General features: G+C 62.3%; 16 protein-coding genes. 7 read left to right on the plus strand and 9 right to left on the minus strand.

The window, feature by feature from the left end:
• Positions 1-86 precede the first annotated feature (86 nt).
• Both ACE3SS_RS05440 and ACE3SS_RS05445 read right to left on the minus strand, forming a co-directional pair.
• A complete protein-coding gene (locus ACE3SS_RS05440) occupies positions 87-3,269 on the minus strand; it encodes an efflux RND transporter permease subunit (protein ID WP_374592135.1) in 3,183 nt (1,060 codons plus the stop codon).
• Positions 3,266-4,378, minus strand: coding sequence for an efflux RND transporter periplasmic adaptor subunit (locus ACE3SS_RS05445; RefSeq protein WP_374592137.1), 1,113 nt, complete (start codon positions 4,376-4,378; stop codon positions 3,266-3,268). The genes ACE3SS_RS05440 and ACE3SS_RS05445 overlap by 4 nt, the downstream gene beginning before the upstream one ends.
• A gap of 327 nt (positions 4,379-4,705) precedes the next feature.
• On the opposite strand from ACE3SS_RS05445, the gene ACE3SS_RS05450 reads away from it, so the two are divergent.
• On the plus strand, positions 4,706-5,524 hold the full coding sequence (locus tag ACE3SS_RS05450; protein WP_374592139.1) for a squalene/phytoene synthase family protein: 819 nt from the start codon (positions 4,706-4,708) through the stop codon (positions 5,522-5,524).
• Positions 5,525-5,539: 15 nt separating this feature from the next.
• Here ACE3SS_RS05450 and ACE3SS_RS05455 read toward each other — a convergent pair whose 3' ends face one another.
• Entirely contained in the window at positions 5,540-6,697 is a 1,158-nt protein-coding gene (locus ACE3SS_RS05455; RefSeq protein WP_374592140.1) for a TIGR03790 family protein, read from the minus strand.
• 147 nt (positions 6,698-6,844) lie between these two features.
• Here ACE3SS_RS05455 and ACE3SS_RS05460 point away from each other — a divergent pair, with 147 nt between their 5' ends.
• Entirely contained in the window at positions 6,845-7,618 is a 774-nt protein-coding gene (locus ACE3SS_RS05460; RefSeq protein WP_374592142.1) for an IclR family transcriptional regulator, read from the plus strand.
• 106 nt (positions 7,619-7,724) lie between these two features.
• On the opposite strand, the gene pbpG is transcribed toward ACE3SS_RS05460, so the two are convergent.
• The 6 genes from pbpG to ACE3SS_RS05490 form a co-directional block, all read right to left on the minus strand.
• A complete protein-coding gene (gene pbpG, locus ACE3SS_RS05465) occupies positions 7,725-8,702 on the minus strand; it encodes a D-alanyl-D-alanine endopeptidase (protein ID WP_374592144.1) in 978 nt (325 codons plus the stop codon).
• Between the two features lie 170 nt (positions 8,703-8,872).
• Positions 8,873-10,414, minus strand: a complete 1,542-nt coding sequence (locus tag ACE3SS_RS05470) for a 2-isopropylmalate synthase (RefSeq protein ID WP_374592146.1) — start codon at positions 10,412-10,414, stop codon at positions 8,873-8,875.
• A gap of 237 nt (positions 10,415-10,651) precedes the next feature.
• On the minus strand, positions 10,652-11,494 hold the full coding sequence (gene pssA, locus ACE3SS_RS05475; protein WP_374592148.1) for a CDP-diacylglycerol--serine O-phosphatidyltransferase: 843 nt from the start codon (positions 11,492-11,494) through the stop codon (positions 10,652-10,654).
• 180 nt (positions 11,495-11,674) lie between these two features.
• On the minus strand, positions 11,675-12,691 hold the full coding sequence (gene ilvC, locus ACE3SS_RS05480) for a ketol-acid reductoisomerase (protein ID WP_374592150.1): 1,017 nt from the start codon (positions 12,689-12,691) through the stop codon (positions 11,675-11,677).
• Between the two features lie 60 nt (positions 12,692-12,751).
• Positions 12,752-13,243 carry an acetolactate synthase small subunit gene (gene ilvN / locus ACE3SS_RS05485; protein WP_374592152.1) on the minus strand — a complete coding sequence of 164 codons (492 nt, stop codon included), beginning with the start codon at positions 13,241-13,243 and terminating at the stop codon, positions 12,752-12,754.
• A gap of 165 nt (positions 13,244-13,408) precedes the next feature.
• On the minus strand, positions 13,409-15,193 hold the full coding sequence (locus tag ACE3SS_RS05490) for an acetolactate synthase 3 catalytic subunit (RefSeq protein WP_374592154.1): 1,785 nt from the start codon (positions 15,191-15,193) through the stop codon (positions 13,409-13,411).
• Between the two features lie 275 nt (positions 15,194-15,468).
• Here ACE3SS_RS05490 and ACE3SS_RS05495 point away from each other — a divergent pair, with 275 nt between their 5' ends.
• The 5 genes from ACE3SS_RS05495 to ACE3SS_RS05515 all read left to right on the plus strand — a co-directional run bounded on the left by ACE3SS_RS05495 (position 15,469) and on the right by ACE3SS_RS05515 (position 18,462).
• The gene (locus tag ACE3SS_RS05495; protein WP_374592156.1) at positions 15,469-16,035 is read left to right on the plus strand and encodes an RNA polymerase sigma factor; all 567 of its coding nucleotides are present in this window, start codon (positions 15,469-15,471) and stop codon (positions 16,033-16,035) included.
• On the plus strand, positions 16,032-16,493 hold the full coding sequence (locus tag ACE3SS_RS05500; RefSeq protein WP_374592158.1) for a DUF3619 family protein: 462 nt from the start codon (positions 16,032-16,034) through the stop codon (positions 16,491-16,493). Before ACE3SS_RS05495 ends, ACE3SS_RS05500 begins: the two co-directional genes overlap by 4 nt.
• 73 nt (positions 16,494-16,566) lie before the next feature.
• Complete coding sequence (locus ACE3SS_RS05505; RefSeq protein ID WP_374592160.1) at positions 16,567-17,343, plus strand: DUF3106 domain-containing protein; 777 nt, start codon at positions 16,567-16,569, stop codon at positions 17,341-17,343.
• 16 nt (positions 17,344-17,359) lie between these two features.
• Complete coding sequence (locus tag ACE3SS_RS05510) at positions 17,360-17,866, plus strand: RDD family protein (protein WP_374592161.1); 507 nt, start codon at positions 17,360-17,362, stop codon at positions 17,864-17,866.
• Positions 17,863-18,462 (plus strand): TIGR00730 family Rossman fold protein, encoded by a 600-nt coding sequence (locus ACE3SS_RS05515; protein ID WP_374592162.1) that lies wholly within the window; start codon positions 17,863-17,865, stop codon positions 18,460-18,462. The genes ACE3SS_RS05510 and ACE3SS_RS05515 overlap by 4 nt, the downstream gene beginning before the upstream one ends.
• Positions 18,463-18,478: the final 16 nt, after the last annotated feature.

The raw sequence follows: 18,478 nt of genomic DNA on the forward strand, positions 1-18,478 counted from the left end.
CCCAGCAACCCGGGCGATTCGGTAAACCGTAAATTTTAGCTTGGGATGCGTGTCTTGCCGAAGCGAAACACGCACCCTGGGCAAATTTAGCCAGCCGAGGGTTCCTCGCGCACGCGGAACCAGGCGGCATACATGGCTGGCAGCGCCAGCAGCGTCAGCCCGGTGGCCACGATCAGCCCGCCCATGATGGCGACCGCCATGGGCCCCCAGAAGGCGCTGCGCGAGAGCGGGATCATGGCCAGCACGGCCGCCGCCGCCGTCAGCACGATGGGGCGGAAACGCCGCACCGCGGACTCGACGATGGCCTGCCAGACGGGCACCCCGCGTTCGCGGTCGGACTCGATCTGGTCGATCAGGATGACCGAGTTACGAATGATCATGCCGATCAGCGCGATCACACCCAGGAAGGCCACGAAACCGAGCGGCCGCCCGGTGACCAGCAAGGCCAGCGTCACACCTGCGATACCCATGAACCCGGTCAGGAAGGCCAGCACGGATCGCGAGAAGCTGTGCAACTGCAGCATCAGCAGGGTGAAGATGATGAACAGCGCAACGGGCAGATTGGCGAAAATCGACCCCTGCCCTTTGCTGCTTTCTTCGGCCGTCCCCGCCAGCTCGATGTTGTAGCCAATGGGCATGCGCTCGCGCAGCTTGAGCATTTGCGGCCACAGCTGCCGCCCGACGGTGCTGCCTTGCACACCATCGACCACATCGCCCTGCACGGTCACCGCGTAATGCCGCCCCTCGCGCCACAGCACGCCGGGCTCCCAATCCAGCCGGATTCTGGCGATCTGTGTCAATGGGATGGTGTGTCCGCTCGCGGTGGCCACCACCGTGTTTTGCAGATCGCTCAATGCCGAACGCTCTTGCTGCGGACTGCGCAACACGATGTCGATCAGCCGATCCGCCTCGCGGAACTGCCCCACCGTGGTGCCAGACTGCGCCGTGCGGGTGGCGGATGCCAGGCTTTGGCTGGTCACCCCCAGCGCGCGGGCCTTGTCTTGATCGACTTCCAGCCGCAGCACCTTGACGGACTCGTTCCAGTTGTCGTTCACGCCGCGCATGGACGGATTGGCGTGCATCAGCGCCAGAGCCTCGTCAGCCCAGCGACGTACCTCGGACGCGTCTTCGCCGACCACCCGGAACTGCACCGGATAGGGCACCGGTGGCCCGTTGGGCAGCAGCTTGACCCGCGTGCGCGCTTCTGGGAATTCCTCGTTCAACAAGGCTGGCAAACGCTTGCGCAGCGCTTCGCGTTGCTTGACGTCCTTCGGCAACACGATCATCTGGCTGACGTTGGTCTGCGGGAAGATCTGATCGAGCGGCAGGTAAAAGCGCGGTACCCCGCTGCCCACCCAGGTCGCAACCGAGCCCACGTCCGACTCTTTCAGCAAACGGGCCTCGACGCGCTTGGCGACGTCCTCGGTCGCGCCAAAGCTGGAACCCTCGGGCATCCAGAGGTCGATCAGGATTTCAGGGCGGCTCGAATCGGGGAAGAACTGGTTCTCGACGAACTTCATGCCGAACACCCCCAGGCCAAGCGCCAGGAAGGTCAGGCCGATGGTGCTCCAGCGATGGCGCACGCACCAGTCGACCAGACGTCGGAAGGCGTTGTAGAACGGCGTGTCGAACAACTCGTGCGCTTCGCCTTCGACCTTGGACGTGGTCCGCAGCAGCAAGAATCCGATGTAAGGAACGAAGTACACCGATACCACCCACGAAATCAGCAAGGCCGCCATGGTGACGGCGAAGATCCCGAAGGTGTATTCGCCGACCGACGAGCGCGCCATGCCGATGGGCAGGAAGCCCGTCGCCGTGATCAGCGTGCCGGTCAGCATGGGCATGGCCGTGATGTCATAGGCGAAGGTCGCGGCGCGCACCTTGTCGTAGCCCTCTTCGAGCTTGCGCACCATCATCTCGACCGCGATGATCGCGTCGTCGACCAGCAGGCCGAGCGCGATGATCAACGCCCCGAGCGAGATCTTGTGCAAACCGACGCCCCAGTAGTACATGGTGACGAAGGTGATCGCCAGCACCAGCGGAATGGTGATGGCCACCACCATGCCCGGCCACACATCGGCGCGCAACGGCTTGGTGTGCAGGCCCAGCGTCAGGAAGCTCACGGCCAGCACGATCACCACGGCTTCGATCAGCACGTGCACGAACTCGCCAACCGAGCGGGTCACCGCCTGGGGTTGATCCTGGATCTGGCTCAGCTCGACGCCAACGGGCAGATCGGCGCGAATCTTGGCCGAAGCATCTTGCAGGCGCTTGCCCAGCTCGATGATGTCGCCACCCTTGGCCATGGAGATGCCGATGGCCACCACGTTGTTGCCCTGAAAGCGCACTTTGGTGATGGGCGGGTCGACGTAGGCGCGCCGCACGGTGGCCACGTCGCCAAGCTTGATCGAATGCGCTTCGCCGGTCATCGGATTGACCGCCCGGATCGGCATGTTGCGCAGCTGCTCGACGGACTGGAACGCACCGCTCACGCGCACCAGCACGTTGCTATCGGTTGTCGAAACCATGCCCTGGCCCTCGACCGCGTTCTGCGCGTTCAGCTGGTTCACGACCTGGTTGAAATCGATACCCAACTGAGCCATGCGGCGCTGAGGGATCTCGATAAAGATCTTCTCGTCCTGCACGCCGAAAAAGTCCACCTTGGCGACGTTCGGCACCGACAGGAACATCGACCGTACCTTCTCGGCGAACTGGCGCAACTCCTCGTCGGAAAAACCATCGGCGGACAGCGCGTAGATCGAGCCGTAGACGTCGCCGAATTCATCGTTGTAGTACGGCCCGTACACGCCCTGCGGCAAGGTCTGGCGAATGTCGCCGACCTTCTTGCGCGCCTGGTACCAAACGTTGTTGACTTCCTTGGCTGGCGAGAAATCCTTGAGCACCAGGATCGTGAGCGATTCGCCCGGCTTGGTGTACGACCGCACCCTGTCTGCGAAAGGCACCTCTTGCAGGGCCCGCTCGACCTTGTCGGTCACCTGCTCGGCCACTTCGCGCGCCGAGGCGCCCGGCCAATAGGCCCGCACCACCATGGCCCGGAAGGTGAAGGGGGGATCTTCGTCCTGCCCCAACTGGAAGTAGGCCGCGATGCCCAGCACCATCAAGACCAGCATCAGGTAGCGAGTCAGCGCCTGGTGTTCCAGCGCCCAGCGAGAGATATTGAAGCGCGACGCCACCGGCGTGTCGTGATCGTCCGGCAACAAGGTGTCGCCCGTTTGGGAGTCCTGCCGCGGCAGTTCGGATTCACTCATCGAGCGCTCCCTTGAGCGCCGGCATGGTGCGCGCCAGATGACGCCGACGACGCAACCGCTGCCGAAGCAACCACGTAGCGGCGCACATGCTGTCCTGGGCTGAGCACGTGCACGCCCGCGGTGACCACCTCCTCACCCGACTTGAGCCCGCTCGACACCACGACGGTGTCGGCCCCGATATTGCCAACGGTCACGGGTTGCAGCCGCACGGTCATGGCACTGCTGTCCAGCACCCACACGGACGATTGGCCCGATTTTTCAATCAACGCCGTCAACGGAATGCGAATGGCGCCCGTCGCGCGCTCGGCTTCGACCTGCACCGCCACGGTCTGCCCCAGCGTCAGATCGGCCTTGCCCATGTCAGCCTTGACCGTGAACGTGCGCGTTACCGGATCCACCGCCGCCGTCACCTCGCGAACCGTGCCGGGCAGCGACTGCGTGCGCCCCCACGGCTTGATCGACAGCGCACCGGGCTTGCCGATCAACGCGCGCACCCAGGTCGCGCGGTCCTCGGGCACCGAAAACACCACGTCGCGCGGACCATCGTGCGCCAGGCGCACCACGGGCGTGCCCGGTCCGACCACCTGCCCCGCTTCGGCATCGACCCCGGTGATGACGCCGGCCGCGCTGGCTTCAAGATTGGCATAGGACGTCTGATTGCCTTGTACCGAGGATTGCGCCCGCGCCTGCAACAGCGACGCTTCGGCGGCCTTCAGGCCGGTTTCGCGACGCTCCAGTTCGGCCGCGCTGATGAAACCCTGACTGCGCAGCTCACGAAAGCGCTTGAGATCGGCCACCGACTGGTCGTAGTTGGCCTGCGCCGCCACCAAGCCTGCGCGAGCGGAATCCTGGCCCAGGCGCAAGTCTTGCGCGTCGAGCTGTGCCAACACTTGCCCGGCCCGCACGGGCTGGCCCAGTTCCACCAGCCGACGCACGATCTTGCCGCCCACCCGGAAGCCCAGGCGCGACTCCACGCGCGCGCGCACCTCACCCGAAAACTCGTTGAGGCCAACGGCCACGCCCGCCCCCACCACCGTGGTGCGTACCGCGCGCACCGGCTCGGCAGCCGGCTCGGGGCGGGAGCACGCGGCCAGCAAAACTGCGACCATCACCACAGCAAGCGCATGTCGCGGCAAGTTCGATTTCTTGATCATGGGGAATTTGGCATTTATCGATGAATGCGGGCCGCTTCACGCGAGCCGCCGGGCCGCAGCGAGAAAACTGCGCGATTCTGGTGAGGGAGGACGTCTCGGGCTGGTTATTCTTTTCGTGGTCGAACAGGGGTTCGCAACCCACAACTGACCAGACGGTCAGTAAGTGGCCTATTGTGCCCGGATTTATCGTCGCGCATCGACGCAAATGAGGCAACGATGCGCCCGCTTGACGCGCGTCATGACGGAGAACCGTGAAAATACCCGGCTTACCGAACCATGCCCATGACCCCTGAACGCCACCGTCTCCAGCCCGGCAGCAGCGTGTACTACGCCATCCGCTTTGCGCCGCGGCACCATCGACCGGCCCTGACGACGCTGCACGAAATCGTGCAGGCCATCCGCAGCACGCCACGCGAAATCACCGACCCTGGAGTGGCGCAAGCCAAACTGACCTGGTGGCGCAACGAACTCGCCCAATCCAGCAAAGGCAACCCGCAGCACCCCGCCACCCGGCGACTGTTCGCGCTACTCGGCATGTCGGGGGCTCGTTGCTGGCCCGCGCTGCAAGCGTGTGTCGCGACGACCGAGTCCGGCGCCCAGCAATCGCGCTACCTTGATGAGACTGCGTTGCTGAGGCAAATCGAAGCCTCGGCAAACGGCTTGGCTCAGGCTCTCGCTGCCGTCTTGCACCCCGACGCCGCCGAGACGAATTTCAGCGCCGAAGTCGCCATCGGTCTGGTGCAGGCCCTGCGCAACCTGGGCCGCGACGCGCGACAAGGCGACCTATTCATCCCGATCAATGACTTGCAGCAGTTCGATGTCAAGGCGCACGAAATCATGCAGTTCAAGGCTGGCCTGCAAGAGGAGCCCCGGTATCTCGCCCTGATGCGCCATCAGGCCGAACGGGCCCATCGACATCTGGCCCTGGCCAGGGCTTGCCTGCGCGAGCAACCCCGCCCCTTGCGGCGCTTTCATGCCGCCCTGCTCGCACACAACAGCGAATTGCTCGGCGCCATAGAGTCGCATCACTTCGCCGTGCTCAACCAGCACATCGCCCTGACGCCTTTGCGCAAGCTGTGGCTGGCTTGGTCGGCGCGCTGACGTCAGCCCGCCAACTCACGGCATATGCGAAAACGGCGCAGCCAAGGGCTCGCCGATGAACAAGCCCTGCTGCGGCCAGGCCACACTGCGCCAGTAGGCCTCGAGCGCGGTGGCGCCCTGCAGATAGTTCACCAGCAACAACTGCGGGTGCGGGAACTTCTGCCAATGCGCGCACGGCTCGCTGACGGTGCCATAGCTTGCGGTGGCGCCGGCGTCGATCCACGACAGCGCCGTCATCTGCCCGTTGGGGTAGTCCAGGCTGCCGCCAAACGAGGTCAGGTGGTCCGCCAAGGCTCCCGGCACGAAGTGCACCGTCTGAAGCTTCGCCACCTTCACGGCGCCCGTCATGTAGAGCAACACGCGCTGCTCGTTTTGCAGGGCGTCGGTCTGGTCGAGATGCACGTCCACGCCGATATCGCGAAACCGCGTGGGCGGCGGAAACAGCACCTGCCGAATGCTGCGCACGCTGTCGCTGGTGGTGACGAAATGGGCGTTCACCGGTAGCCCACCCCGCAAGCCCAGGCTGCCGTCCGACTTCACTCCGCGATCGATCATGGCAATGGCCGACGGCACGTCGCGAGCCGCCAACAGCATCGACGGCCGGATATGCAAGTCGGTGTACGGACGCGTGCTCGGCGCATTGAAATACGGCGACACCTGGCTGGCATCGCATGTGCTCTGGCACAGCTGCCCCTTGAACCCCATGGCCAGCGCCCCGGTGAGGGAGTTGCACTCGACCGCATAAGGCCGCGTCCACGCCAAGGCCAGGGCCTGCGTGTGCGGGCCGAAATAGGCCTGGATCTGATCAGAAAGCGACTCGAACTCGCGAATCGTCAGCGTTGCGTTGACCGGCAGACTCACACGCAGCACCTGCGCCGGCGCCAAATGGCGCGCCTTGATGTAGTACTCACCAACCTGCAGCGAATAGGGGTCGGTGGTGTTGATCACCAGGCCGATGTCACGGGCCGTGAGCCGCCCAACCGAGCGAGCGATGTCGCCGGCCCAGGCTCGCCTGGGAGGCGGCGGCGCGCTGGCGGCACGGGCGGGCGGCGCCGCGCTTGAAGCCGCTGACGCGTTCGAAGCCGCGTCAGCCGGGATGGCACAGGAGAACTGCAACAAGCATGCTGCAACCAAACCACTGCGCAGCAGCAGCGTCTTCAAACATTTGAGCATTCAGGATCCTGGACTCGAAGCGCCAGTGGGTCGGCCTGCGGAACAGTCGGCAATACCCACCGACGCAGACGATTATTGATCGCCCCCAACTTGCACAGTTCGGTATTTTCGCGATACAAAATCACACACCATGACGCGGAGCGATTCATGAACACGCCCCCTCCTGCCCACGAACCATCCATTCAGGTCATGGGCCGCATGTTTGCCCTCATCAACGTGCTGGCCTCGCACCGCGAACCCGTCGCGCTCAAAGAAATCAGCGAGCAGACGGGTTTGCACCCGTCCACCGCCCACCGCATCCTCAACGATTTGGCCTTGGGCCGCTACGTCGAGCGCCCCAGCGCCGGGCATTACCGGCTGGGCATGCGCCTGCTGGAACTCGGCAATCTGGTCAAAGCAAGACTGGACGTGCGCGAAGCGGCCATCGGGCCGATGCGTGAATTGCACAAGCTGACCCATCAGCCAGTGAATCTGTCCGTGCGCCAAGGCGACGAAATCGTCTACATCGAGCGCGCCTACAGCGAGCGCTCCGGCATGCAGGTGCTGCGCGCCGTGGGAGGCCGGGCACCGCTGCACCTCACGTCGGTCGGCAAGCTCTTTTTGGCCGAGGACGACCCGCAGCGCGTACGCGCTTACGCCCTGCGTACCGGTTTGGCAGGGCACACCCGCAACAGCGTCACCGACCTGCCTACGCTGGAGCGAGAACTCATTCGCGTGCGCAACCAGCGAATCGCTCGCGACAACGAAGAACTGGAACTCGGCGTGCGATGTCTCGCCGCCGGCATTTACGACGATCAAAATCGGCTGGTGGCCGGGCTATCGATCTCCGCCCCGGCCGATCGCATCGAAGAAAGCTGGCTAGACGCCTTGCGCGTGGCCGCCACCGACATCTCGCACCGACTAGGCTGGAGCGAAACTTGACGAGTCAACCAGCGGCACACCTTTAACCCTGAGCCAGCCAACGCACAAAAAAGCCCGGACGATCTGACCGGGCTTTTGCCTGCGCGAGTCGTTCAACTCAAGCGAATTATGAAGCGACTCGACTCGATAACGACGCCTGCTTGCGGTTGCCTTCCGATTCGATCCAATGCCGCACCCGCTCGGCGTCGGCAAGCCGCGAATACTTGCCTGCCGAATCGAGAAACACCATGATCAACTTGCGCCCCGCCATGCGAGCCTGCATCACCAGACAGCGCCCCGCTTCGGCGATGTAGCCGGTCTTCTGCAGGCCGATGTCCCACGAATGATTGCGCACCAGCCCGTTGGTGTTATGGAACTGCACTTGGCGGCTACCCACCGCCACCTGGTATTCCTGCGAGGTCGAGAACTCGCGCAGCAACGGGTAGTTGTAGGCCGTCTTGACCAGCATCGCCAAGTCCGGCGCACTCGATTGGTTGTTGCTCGACAAACCCGTCGGCTCCACATAGCGGGTCGACGTCATGCCCAGTTCTTGAGCCTTCTTGTTCATGGCCTGCACAAACGCCGGCAAACCGCCTGGGTAGTACCGCCCCAACGCATGCGCCGCCCGGTTCTCTGAGGCCATCAGAGCCAAGTGCAACATCTCTTCGCGAGTCAACCTAGTGCCCACAGCCAGTCGCGAACTGCTGTTCTTTTCGGTATCAACGTCGTCTTCCGTAACGGTCAGGACGTCGTCAAGCGGCTGATGCGCCTCAACGACGACCAGAGTCGTCATCAGCTTGGTCAGCGAGGCGATGGGCAGCACCGCCTGCGAATTCTTGGAAAACAGCACTTCGTTGGTATCTTGATCGAGCACCAAGGCCACGCTCGATTTCAAGGCCAAGGGATCAGTCGTGCGGTGCAGGCCATATGCCTGACCAAACGACGCCGAACCGGCTTCAGCCGCCTCGGTGCGCGTCTTGCGAGCCGACGTCTTGCCATGCTTGGCTTGAGCATGCTGCACATGCTTGGTGCGATGTTTGGTGGTCGCAGCTTCAGCCTGCACGCCGAACGACATCAGCCCCATCGCCAGCAAACTGGCAAGCATTCCGTTTTGAACGGCACGGACAACCTTGATATTCGACTTGAAAAACACAAGCAACCCTTTCGCGCACGCGCGAGCAAAGTTTAGGCCAAACAAAAAAAGCGCGCAAGATCAAAAACTTACGCGCTCTTCTTGATGCAGCAGTTGCGGTTAAACATCACGGCAAAACGGGTTTATCCCTGTGCCGCAACCCGCTCCCCTTTGCTGTGCAATTTGTTGAGCGCCGCGAGATAGGCTTTGGCGGAAGCGACCACGATGTCCGGATCGGCTCCCACTCCATTGACCACCCGGCCGCTGTGCTGCAGTCGAACGGTCACCTCGCCCTGCGATTCTGTGCTGCCTGATGTAATGGCATTGACCGAATACAGCAGGATTTCGGCGCCACTTTGCACCTTGGATTCGATCGCCTTGATACTGGCATCGACCGGCCCGTTGCCATCGCTTTCGGCGTGGAATTCAGCCTCTCCGGCCGCAAATGCCACCTTGGCCTGCGGGCGTTCACCCATCTCGGAGTGCTGCGACAAGGCCAGCAAGCGGTAGTGCTCTTGCTCGCTCGTGACGCTTTCATCGCTGACCAGCGCGATGATGTCCTCGTCAAAAATTTCGCTCTTGCGGTCGGCAAGATCCTTGAAGCGCGCGAACGCCGCGTTGATCTCGGTTTCGGAGTCCAGCTCGATACCCAATTCCTGCAGGCGCTGCTTGAAAGCATTGCGCCCGGACAACTTGCCCAGCACGATCTTGTTGGCAGCCCAGCCCACATCCTCGGCACGCATGATTTCGTAGGTGTCGCGCGCCTTCAAAACACCATCCTGATGGATGCCCGAAGCGTGCGCGAACGCATTGGCCCCTACCACGGCCTTGTTCGGCTGCACGACGAAACCCGTGGTCTGCGACACCAGGCGCGACGCCGGCACGATCTGCGTTGCGTCGATGCCGACCTCCAAGCCAAAGTAGTCGCGACGCGTCCGCACCGCCATCACCACCTCTTCGAGCGCGCAGTTGCCGGCGCGCTCACCCAAGCCGTTGATGGTGCACTCGACCTGCCGCGCCCCGCCGATCTTCACGCCCGCCAGCGAGTTGGCGACAGCCATGCCCAGATCGTTGTGACAGTGAACGGACCAGATCGCCTTGTCCGCGTTGGGCACGCGTTCGCGCAAAGTCTTGATGAAATTGCCGTACAGCTCGGGAATCGCGTAGCCCACGGTATCGGGAATGTTGATGGTGGTGGCACCTTCTGCAATCACTGCCTCGATGACCCGGCACAAAAAGTCCAGGTCCGAGCGATAGCCGTCCTCGGCCGAGAACTCGACGTCCGAAGTCAGGTTGCGAGCGAACCGCACCGCCGACTTGGCCTGCTCGAACACCTGGTCCGGCGTCATGCGCAGCTTCTTTTCCATGTGCAGCGCCGACGTGGCAATGAAGGTGTGAATACGCGAGGACTTCGCCCCCTTCAAGGCTTCGGCGGCCTGCGAGATATCCCGGTCGAAGGCGCGCGCCAAGGAGCACACCGTGGAGTCCTTGATGGCATCGGCAATGGCTTTGACGGCCTCGAAATCGCCGTTGGACGACGCTGCGAACCCGGCTTCGATAACGTTCACACGCAAGCGTTCGAGTTGGCGCGCAATCCGCAGCTTCTCGTCACGGGTCATGGACGCACCTGGCGATTGCTCGCCATCACGCAAGGTCGTGTCGAAAATGATCAGTTTGTCAGCCATGGCAATCTCCGCCGGTGAATCGAATGAACAAAGCAAAACGGCCCGAGGCAAAAAGCGCGCGGGCCGTTGATGCAAAAACTCTTAGTCGTGTGCGATCAGCGCGCCCGAAGCACTCCTAGAAGGGATAGCGACAAAACGGATACGACTTGCTGCGACATGGCGGCCAATATAGCACGCACCCTCAGGCCAGACCTCCGGATTAGCCATCGGACTCGCCAAGTGCATCAATGCGAGGCATCAACGATGCAGGCCTTCTTCGTCGGGCTCATCGGTCGAGGTGGCAATCACGCTCACGGGCCGTCCTTTGAATTTCTTCCAGGCGTACACCAAGTAGCCAGACAGACCATAGGCCACGAACACGCTGAACAGAACCGTGGGAGGGTGATACGAGATAACCGCAAAGCCAAGCGCTATGGCAACGATCACCACGAAAGGCACTGTGCGTTTGAAGCTGACATCCTTGAAGCTGTAAAACGGTACGTTGGTAACCATCGTGAGTCCGGCATACAAGGTGAAGCCGAACGACAGCCAACGCAGCCAATGCAACGACGGCGCGGTCGCAATATCGCGCACCCCTTGGTCATCGGCCACCCAGATCAAGCCCAGCACCAATGCCGCCGCAGCCGGGCTGGGCAACCCCTGAAAGTAGCGCTTGTCAACCACCGAGATATTCGTGTTGAAACGCGCCAGGCGCAGCGCGGCCCCCGAGCAATACACGAAGGCGGCGATCCAGCCCAGCTTGTCCAGGCCCCGAAGCGCCCACTCGTAAACGATCAAGGCGGGCGCCGCACCGAACGAAACCATGTCGGAGAGGCTGTCCATCTGCTCGCCGAATGCGCTCTGGGTATTGGTCATGCGCGCGACGCGGCCATCCAGGCTGTCCAGCACCATCGCGCAAAAGATGCCGATGGCCGACTGCTCGAAGCGCCCGTTCATCGCCATCACCACGGCGTAGAACCCGCCGAACAGCGCCGCCAGCGTAAACAGATTGGGCAGGATGTAGATGCCTTTACGCCGCGGGCGCACGCCTGTCGGTGCGTCATCCAGGTCAACGTCGGGTTCGTTCAAATCAGCGTTCATGTGCGAAGGCCGTCACCCCGTGCATGCCGAGGCGGCGCAATGAAAATCAGCCGGGCAGGATACATCACCGGCCAGAATGGAAAAAGCCGCGTCACCCTGACGGATGAGGCGGCTCCAAGAATCATCCGCGTCGGTCGGCAGCTCGAGCACAGCCAACCGAACGCAAATGCATCCGTGAGATCAGTTCTTCGACTGATCGACCAGACGGTTCTTCTTGATCCAGGGCATCATGGCGCGCAGCTTCTCGCCCACCACTTCGATCTGGTGCTCGGCGGTCAGACGGCGGCGCGAGATCAGGGTCGGAGCACCGGCCTTGTTCTCGAGGATGAAGCTCTTGGCGTATTCGCCGGTCTGGATGTCCTTCAGGCACTGACGCATGGCGTTCTTGGTGTCTTCGGTCACCACGCGCGGGCCGGTCACGTACTCGCCGTATTCGGCGTTGTTCGAGATCGAGTAGTTCATGTTGGCGATGCCGCCTTCATAGATCAGGTCGACGATCAGCTTGAGTTCGTGCAGGCACTCGAAGTAGGCCATCTCGGGGGCATAACCGGCTTCGACCAGGGTCTCGAAACCAGCCTTGATCAGCTCGACGGTGCCGCCGCACAGCACGGCTTGCTCGCCGAACAGGTCAGTTTCGGTCTCTTCGCGGAAGTTGGTTTCGATGATGCCGGCCTTGCCGCCACCGTTGGCCGCAGCGTAGCTCAGCGCCAGATCACGGGCCTTGCCGGTCTTGTCTTGATAGACAGCGATCAGGTGGGGCACGCCGCCACCTTGGCGGTAGGTACCACGCACGGTGTGGCCAGGCGCCTTCGGAGCGACCATCCAGACATCGAGATCAGCGCGCGGCTGAACCTGGCCGTAGTGCACGTTGAAGCCGTGAGCGAACACCAGCGAGGCGCCCGGCTTGATGTTGGGCTCGACCTCGTTCTGGTAGACGGTGGCAATCTGCTCATCGGGCAGCAGAATCATCACCACGTCGGCGGCCTTCACGGCGTCGGCGATCTCGGCGACCTTCAGGCCAGCGCCCTCGGCCTTGGCCCACGACGCCCCGCCCTTGCGCAGACCCACGGTGACCTTCACGCCACTATCGTTCAGGTTTTGAGCATGTGCATGGCCTTGCGAGCCGTAGCCGATGATGGTGACGTTCTTGCCCTTGATGAGGCTCAGGTCAGCGTCTTTGTCGTAATAAACATTCATTGGTGGTCTCCAGTCAAATCGAAGCAAATGCCGGTGGGCGTGCTTGTGGTTGGGCGTGGCTCAGACACGCAAGATGCGCTCGCCACGGCCGATGCCGCTGGCGCCCGTGCGCACGGTTTCGAGAATGGCGGTGCGATCGATGGCCTCAATGAAGGCATCGAGCTTGTGAGCATCGCCCGTGAGTTCAATGGTGTAGGTCTTCTCGGTGACATCGATGATGCGTCCGCGGAAGATGTCGGCCATGCGCTTCATTTCTTCGCGCTCCTTGCCGACCGCCCGCACCTTGATGAGCATCAACTCGCGCTCGGTGTACAGGCCCTCGCTCAAGTCGACGACCTTCACCACCTCGATGAGGCGATTGAGGTGCTTGGTGATCTGCTCGATCACCTCTTCCGAACCCGTCGTGACGATGGTCATGCGCGACAGCGACGCGTCTTCCGTCGGCGCCACGGTCAGGCTCTCGATGTTGTAGCCGCGCGCCGAAAACAGACCGACCACGCGCGACAGCGCGCCGGGTTCGTTCTCAAGCAGGACTGCGATGATGTGTTTCATGCGTTGGTTGCGCGCTCTTCAAGCGACACGGCGGTAACCGCTCGCCCTTGGCCACGCCCTTCGATGTTGGTTTGTTGTGCGCTGAGTCACTCAAGCCCGATTCGCCGCACCCTGAGCGGGCGCCGGAAAGCGCCCACCCCTGGCGGAAACTCGAGCCGTCGTCGATTACAGCTCTTCGGACCCCAGCAGCATTTCAGTGATGCCGGCGCCCGCCTTCACCATCGGCCAGACGTTTTCCGTCGGGTCGGTGCGGATGTCGAGGAACACCGTGCGGTCCTTCAGCTTGATGGCCTCGCGCAGCGCGCCTTCAACGTCTGCCGGACGCTCGATCAGCATGCCGACGTGGCCGTAAGCCTCAGCCAGCTTCACGAAGTCGGGCAGCGCGTCCATGTAGCTGTGCGAGTAGCGGCTGCTGTATTCGAGCTGCTGCCACTGGCGCACCATGCCCAGATACCGGTTGTTCAGGCTGAGCACCTTGACCGGAGTCTGATACTGCTGGCAGGTCGACAGCTCCTGAATGCACATCTGGATCGAACCTTCGCCGGTGACGCAGAACACGTCGGACTCAGGCTTGGCCAGCTTGATGCCCATCGCGTACGGCAAGCCCACGCCCATGGTGCCCAGCCCGCCCGAGTTGATCCAGCGACGCGGCTCTTCAAAGCGATAGAACTGCGCGGCGAACATCTGGTGCTGGCCGACGTCAGACGTCACGTAAGTGTCGGTACCACGGGTCAGTTCCCACAGCTTTTCGATCACGAACTGCGGCTTGATGACCTCGTCGGAGTTCTTGTACTTCAAGCACTCACGCTTGCGCCACTCGTTGATCTGCCCCCACCACGAAGCCAGTGCCTGGGCGTCCGGGCGAACCTGGGTTTCCTTGAGGTGCGCAATCAGCTCTTGCAGAACGTCCTTGACGTCGCCCACGATGGGGATGTCGACCTTCACGCGCTTGGAGATGCTCGAGGGGTCGATGTCGATGTGGATGATCTTGCGCTCGACCTGGGCGAAATGCTTCGGGTTGCCGATGACGCGGTCGTCAAAACGGGCCCCGACCGCCAACACCACGTCAGCATGCTGCATGGTCATGTTGGCCTCAAACGTGCCGTGCATGCCCAGCATGCCCAGGAACTTCGGATCGCTGGCGGCAATGCCACCCAGGCCCATCAGCGTGTTGGTGCACGGGAAACCCAGCAGGTCCGCCAGTTCGCGCAATTCGGCCGACGCGTTGCCCAGGATCACCCCGCCACCGGTGTAGATGTACGGGCGCTTGGCCTGCAGCAGCAATTGCAGCGCCTTGCGGATCTGGCCGCCGTGCCCCTTGCGCACCGGGTTGTACGAACGCATCTCGATGCTGGCCGGATACTCGAACGGCGCGGTCTTGACCGACACGTCTTTCGGGATATCGACCACGACCGGACCCGGACGGCCCGTGCGCGCAATATGGAAAGCCTTCTTCATGGCCGAAGCCAGATCGCGCACGTCCTTGACCAGGATGTTGTGCTTGACGATCGGGCGCGTGATGCCAACGGTGTCGCACTCCTGGAAGGCGTCCAGACCGATGGCGTGAGTTGGCACCTGGCCGGTGATCACCACCATCGGGATCGAGTCCATGTAAGCGGTGGCGATACCAGTGATGGCGTTGGTCACGCCCGGGCCGGACGTCACCAGAGCCACGCCGACATCACCGGTTGCGCGGGCGTAGCCGTCAGCGGCGTGCACGGCAGCCTGCTCGTGGCGCACCAGGACGTGCTCGATGGTGTCTTGCTTGTAGAGCGCGTCGTAGATGTAGAGGACCGCGCCACCGGGATAGCCCCAGATGTACTTGACGCCTTCAGCCTGAAGGCAGCGGACCAGAATTTCGGAGCCTTGCAGCTCTTGAGGGGGAGTTTGCGGGTTTGCCTGTGCATCGGCGAGAGACGCACGCTTGACGTCCGCGGCAGAGATGTCCATATCGAACCTTTCCGAATTTCTCTAACGAAAATCGATCGGTGCCCCTCTTCTAGGCTGTTCGCCTAAGCCATTCGCGACTGATCGCGATCAGCTCATCCTCGTGAGATGGATTCGGGGCCTGCGCGGTCAAAAACAGCTGGCGCCGGGTTGGCGACCACGTTGAGACCAGATCGGGCTAATGAACTTGCGATTATCGCATTCCCGGAGGGGTTCGAGAAGTGTCGGCGTGCCAATGCAATAATGCCGGCCGTTTTGCCGCTGAACGGGCGTGTCCATTGGCCTCTGAAAAAGAACTCGACGACTTTCTGCAAAGCATTGAAAGCCGAGCCTTCAAGCGCACCGTCTACGCCGTGCGCGACGAGGAAGCTGCGCTTGACATCGTTCAAGACGCCATGATCCGCCTGTCTCAAAGCTACGCTGACCGGCCGCCCGCCGAGTGGCCAATGCTGTTTCAGCGCATCCTGTCGAACGCCACGCTCGATTGGTTTCGACGTCAAAAAGTGCGCAATGCGGTCATGCAGAACTTCAGCGACCTCGAGGCTCGTTCAGATGGCGACGACACGGCCGACCTACTGGAAACCCTAATTCCAGCTGAGAACATTGGCACAGAAAGCGCATCCGATTCGGTTTCTCGGGCGCAAATCTTGCGGGCCATTGAAGACGAACTCTCCAACTTGCCAGCCCGTCAACGGGAAGCATTCCTGCTGCGTTACTGGGAAGAACTGGATGTCTCGGAAACCGCCGCGGCAATGGGCTGTTCCGACGGAAGCGTCAAAACCCATTGCTCACGCGCGGTGCACACCTTGGCCAAAGCACTCAAAGCCAAAGGAATCGAACTGTGAACGCGCCACGCACAACACTCAACGCTGCTGAAGTCGAAGCCATTGAGGCTCGTTTTGCCCTGCGCGTCTGCGCCTCGCTGAACGCTTCGAGCCAATCGCTGCCGCACGACATTTCTGAAAGATTGCGCGTGGCTCGACTGCGCGCGGTCGAGCAAGGTCGTCTTGCGGCCATTGCCGAGCCCCATGTCGCCGCCCAGGCCCAAGGTGAAGTTCTGACGACACTGGGATCCTTCGGAGGGCGCGGTGATTCGCCTCGCGCATGGCGGATATTCGCGTCGGTGTTGCCGCTGGTGATTCTGCTGGTCGGACTCGCGTCGATCCGCTACCTCGACGAAGTCGAACGCATTGAGGCGGCAGCTGAAGTAGATGCTTCGCTGCTCGCCGATGATCTGCCGCCTCAGGCCTATGCCGACCCCGGCTTCGCCGAGTTCATCAACTCCAATCAATCTCGGAACTGAGCTCCGGTCGTTCATGTACTCCGGTGAATGCACGTCACTCGTTACAACACGCCTCGTTCGTCGACTCTTAGCGTTGACGACGTTGATTGGCGTTGCCGTGTGGTATGCCCTGCCTGCGCAAGCGACCATCGCAGTGGCCGCGACCGCCGTGACACCTGCCTCGGCCCGATCGGGCAATTCGATTGCATGGACATCACTCACCGCCAACCAGCGCAGTGCCCTGGCGCCCTTGCAGAAGGACTGGACCGAACTCGACAGCGTCAGTCAAGAAAAGTGGCTGGCATTGGCTAATCGGTTTCCGCGCATGAGCGAGGCCGAACGCACACGCGTGCAAGCGCGCATGACCGATTGGGCGCACATGACTGCGAGCGAGCGCGGCAAGGCCCGCCTGCGTTATCAGCGAGCCAAAGAAGTCAGCCCCGAAGAACGTCAGGCCCAATGGGCAGCCTATCAGAGCCTGCCAGAAGAGCAACGTCGCAAGCTGGCTGAGGATGCTGCCAAGCATCGCTCGACCACTGGCAATGGCGCGATCTCCGGGCACCCCAGTACCCCGTACGGTGCAGCAGGGACCAAATCCAACATCGTCCCGGCGCCCAAGCGAGGTGACAACCTGAAATCGATCGCGCCGACCGTCGTTCAAGCCAAGCCTGGGGTCACCACGAATCTGGTGAGCAAGCGTCCCTCGCCGGCTCCTCATCTGCAGCCCGGTCTTCCCAAGGTCGCGGCGACTCCCGGGTTGGTGGACTCAATCACGCTGCTTCCCAAGCAAGGCCCTCAAGGAGTAAAGACCCCCAGCCCTGCGGCGTCGGGAGCATCCGGCCCCGCCTTCGTACACCCCAAGAAATCCTGATGCCTGGCCTCGCACCATGAATTTCCAGGCCCCTAGCCTGCGGCGGCGTATGGCTGCCTTCGTTTATGAAGGTACCTTGCTGTTTGGCATCGTCATGCTGTTCGGCATGATCTATTCGATCTCGATAGGCCAGCGTCATGCCTTGTATGGTCGCCATGGGCTGGAAGCCTTTGTGTTCCTGGCCTTCGGTTTGTACTTTTCGTGGTTCTGGTCGAAAGGCGGCCAGACCCTGGCGATGAAAACCTGGCGCGTTCGCCTCGTCTCGGCAGATGGTGGCCCGGTTTCTCAGCCTCAGGCACTGCTGCGCTATGTAATGAGCTGGATCTGGTTCCTGCCCGGGCTGTTGTTGGCGTACCTGCACCAAGGCCATACGGCCGCGCAGATCATGATCTACCCGGCGCTGTGGGCGGTGGCATATGCGCTGAGCTCCTTTCTGCACCCGCAACGGCAGTTCTGGCATGACGTCCTGTGTGGTACGCGCGTCGTGGCGGCGGACACCATTCACCCCCCGCCCGCCTCATGACACCCGACAAGGCAAGCAGCACATTCTCGATTTGCGTTTACTGCGGCTCGCGCCCTGGCACGGTTGGCGCATATGCACAGCAAGCCCGGCAAGTCGGCCAACTGATCGCCGAGCGCGGTTGGCAGCTTGTCTACGGCGGCGGGCATTGCGGCTTGATGGGTGAAGTGGCCGATGGCGCACTCGACCATGGTGGCCGGGTGATCGGGGTGATTCCACAAAGCCTGGTTGCGCATGAAGTGGGGCATCGCGGGCTGACCGAGCTCCATGTAGTCGACAACATGCACGACCGCAAGCGACTGATGGCAGAGCGCGCCGACGCCTTCCTTGCGCTCCCGGGGGGCATCGGAACATTCGAAGAATTGTTCGAGGTGTGGACCTGGCGCCAACTCGGCTACCACAGCAAGCCGATTGGCTTGCTCAATGTCGCCGGCTACTACGACGCCCTGCTCGACTTCATGCAGCACACCGTGCGGCAAGGGTTTCTCAGCCCCTCGCAACTGGCACAGGTGGTAGTCGACACCGCCCCGGCCTCGATGTTGGACTCCCTGCGAGAGCAGGCTGCCACCTTGCAGGCAGGCGACTACTCCCGCATCTGACACTGACCGCCTGCCC

It is taken from the genome of Aquabacterium sp. (assembly GCF_041915145.1).
Lineage (GTDB): Bacteria > Pseudomonadota > Gammaproteobacteria > Burkholderiales > Burkholderiaceae_C > Aquabacterium.

What these genes read in the sequence shown, in the direction of transcription:
- ACE3SS_RS05510 (WP_374592161.1), top strand. Translation starts at nt 17,360, where the DNA reads ATGAATTTCCAGGCCCCTAGCCTGCGGCGGCGTATGGCTGCCTTCGTT.
- pssA (WP_374592148.1), bottom strand. Translation starts at nt 11,494, where the DNA reads ATGAACGCTGATTTGAACGAACCCGACGTTGACCTGGATGACGCACCG.
- ilvN (WP_374592152.1), bottom strand. Translation starts at nt 13,243, where the DNA reads ATGAAACACATCATCGCAGTCCTGCTTGAGAACGAACCCGGCGCGCTG.
- ACE3SS_RS05450 (WP_374592139.1), top strand. Translation starts at nt 4,706, where the DNA reads ATGACCCCTGAACGCCACCGTCTCCAGCCCGGCAGCAGCGTGTACTAC.
- pbpG (WP_374592144.1), bottom strand. Translation starts at nt 8,702, where the DNA reads ATGCTTGCCAGTTTGCTGGCGATGGGGCTGATGTCGTTCGGCGTGCAG.
- ACE3SS_RS05445 (WP_374592137.1), bottom strand. Translation starts at nt 4,378, where the DNA reads ATGGTCGCAGTTTTGCTGGCCGCGTGCTCCCGCCCCGAGCCGGCTGCC.
- ACE3SS_RS05490 (WP_374592154.1), bottom strand. Translation starts at nt 15,193, where the DNA reads ATGGACATCTCTGCCGCGGACGTCAAGCGTGCGTCTCTCGCCGATGCA.
- ACE3SS_RS05470 (WP_374592146.1), bottom strand. Translation starts at nt 10,414, where the DNA reads ATGGCTGACAAACTGATCATTTTCGACACGACCTTGCGTGATGGCGAG.
- ACE3SS_RS05460 (WP_374592142.1), top strand. Translation starts at nt 6,845, where the DNA reads ATGAACACGCCCCCTCCTGCCCACGAACCATCCATTCAGGTCATGGGC.
- ACE3SS_RS05455 (WP_374592140.1), bottom strand. Translation starts at nt 6,697, where the DNA reads ATGCTCAAATGTTTGAAGACGCTGCTGCTGCGCAGTGGTTTGGTTGCA.
- ilvC (WP_374592150.1), bottom strand. Translation starts at nt 12,691, where the DNA reads ATGAATGTTTATTACGACAAAGACGCTGACCTGAGCCTCATCAAGGGC.
- ACE3SS_RS05440 (WP_374592135.1), bottom strand. Translation starts at nt 3,269, where the DNA reads ATGAGTGAATCCGAACTGCCGCGGCAGGACTCCCAAACGGGCGACACC.
- ACE3SS_RS05515 (WP_374592162.1), top strand. Translation starts at nt 17,863, where the DNA reads ATGACACCCGACAAGGCAAGCAGCACATTCTCGATTTGCGTTTACTGC.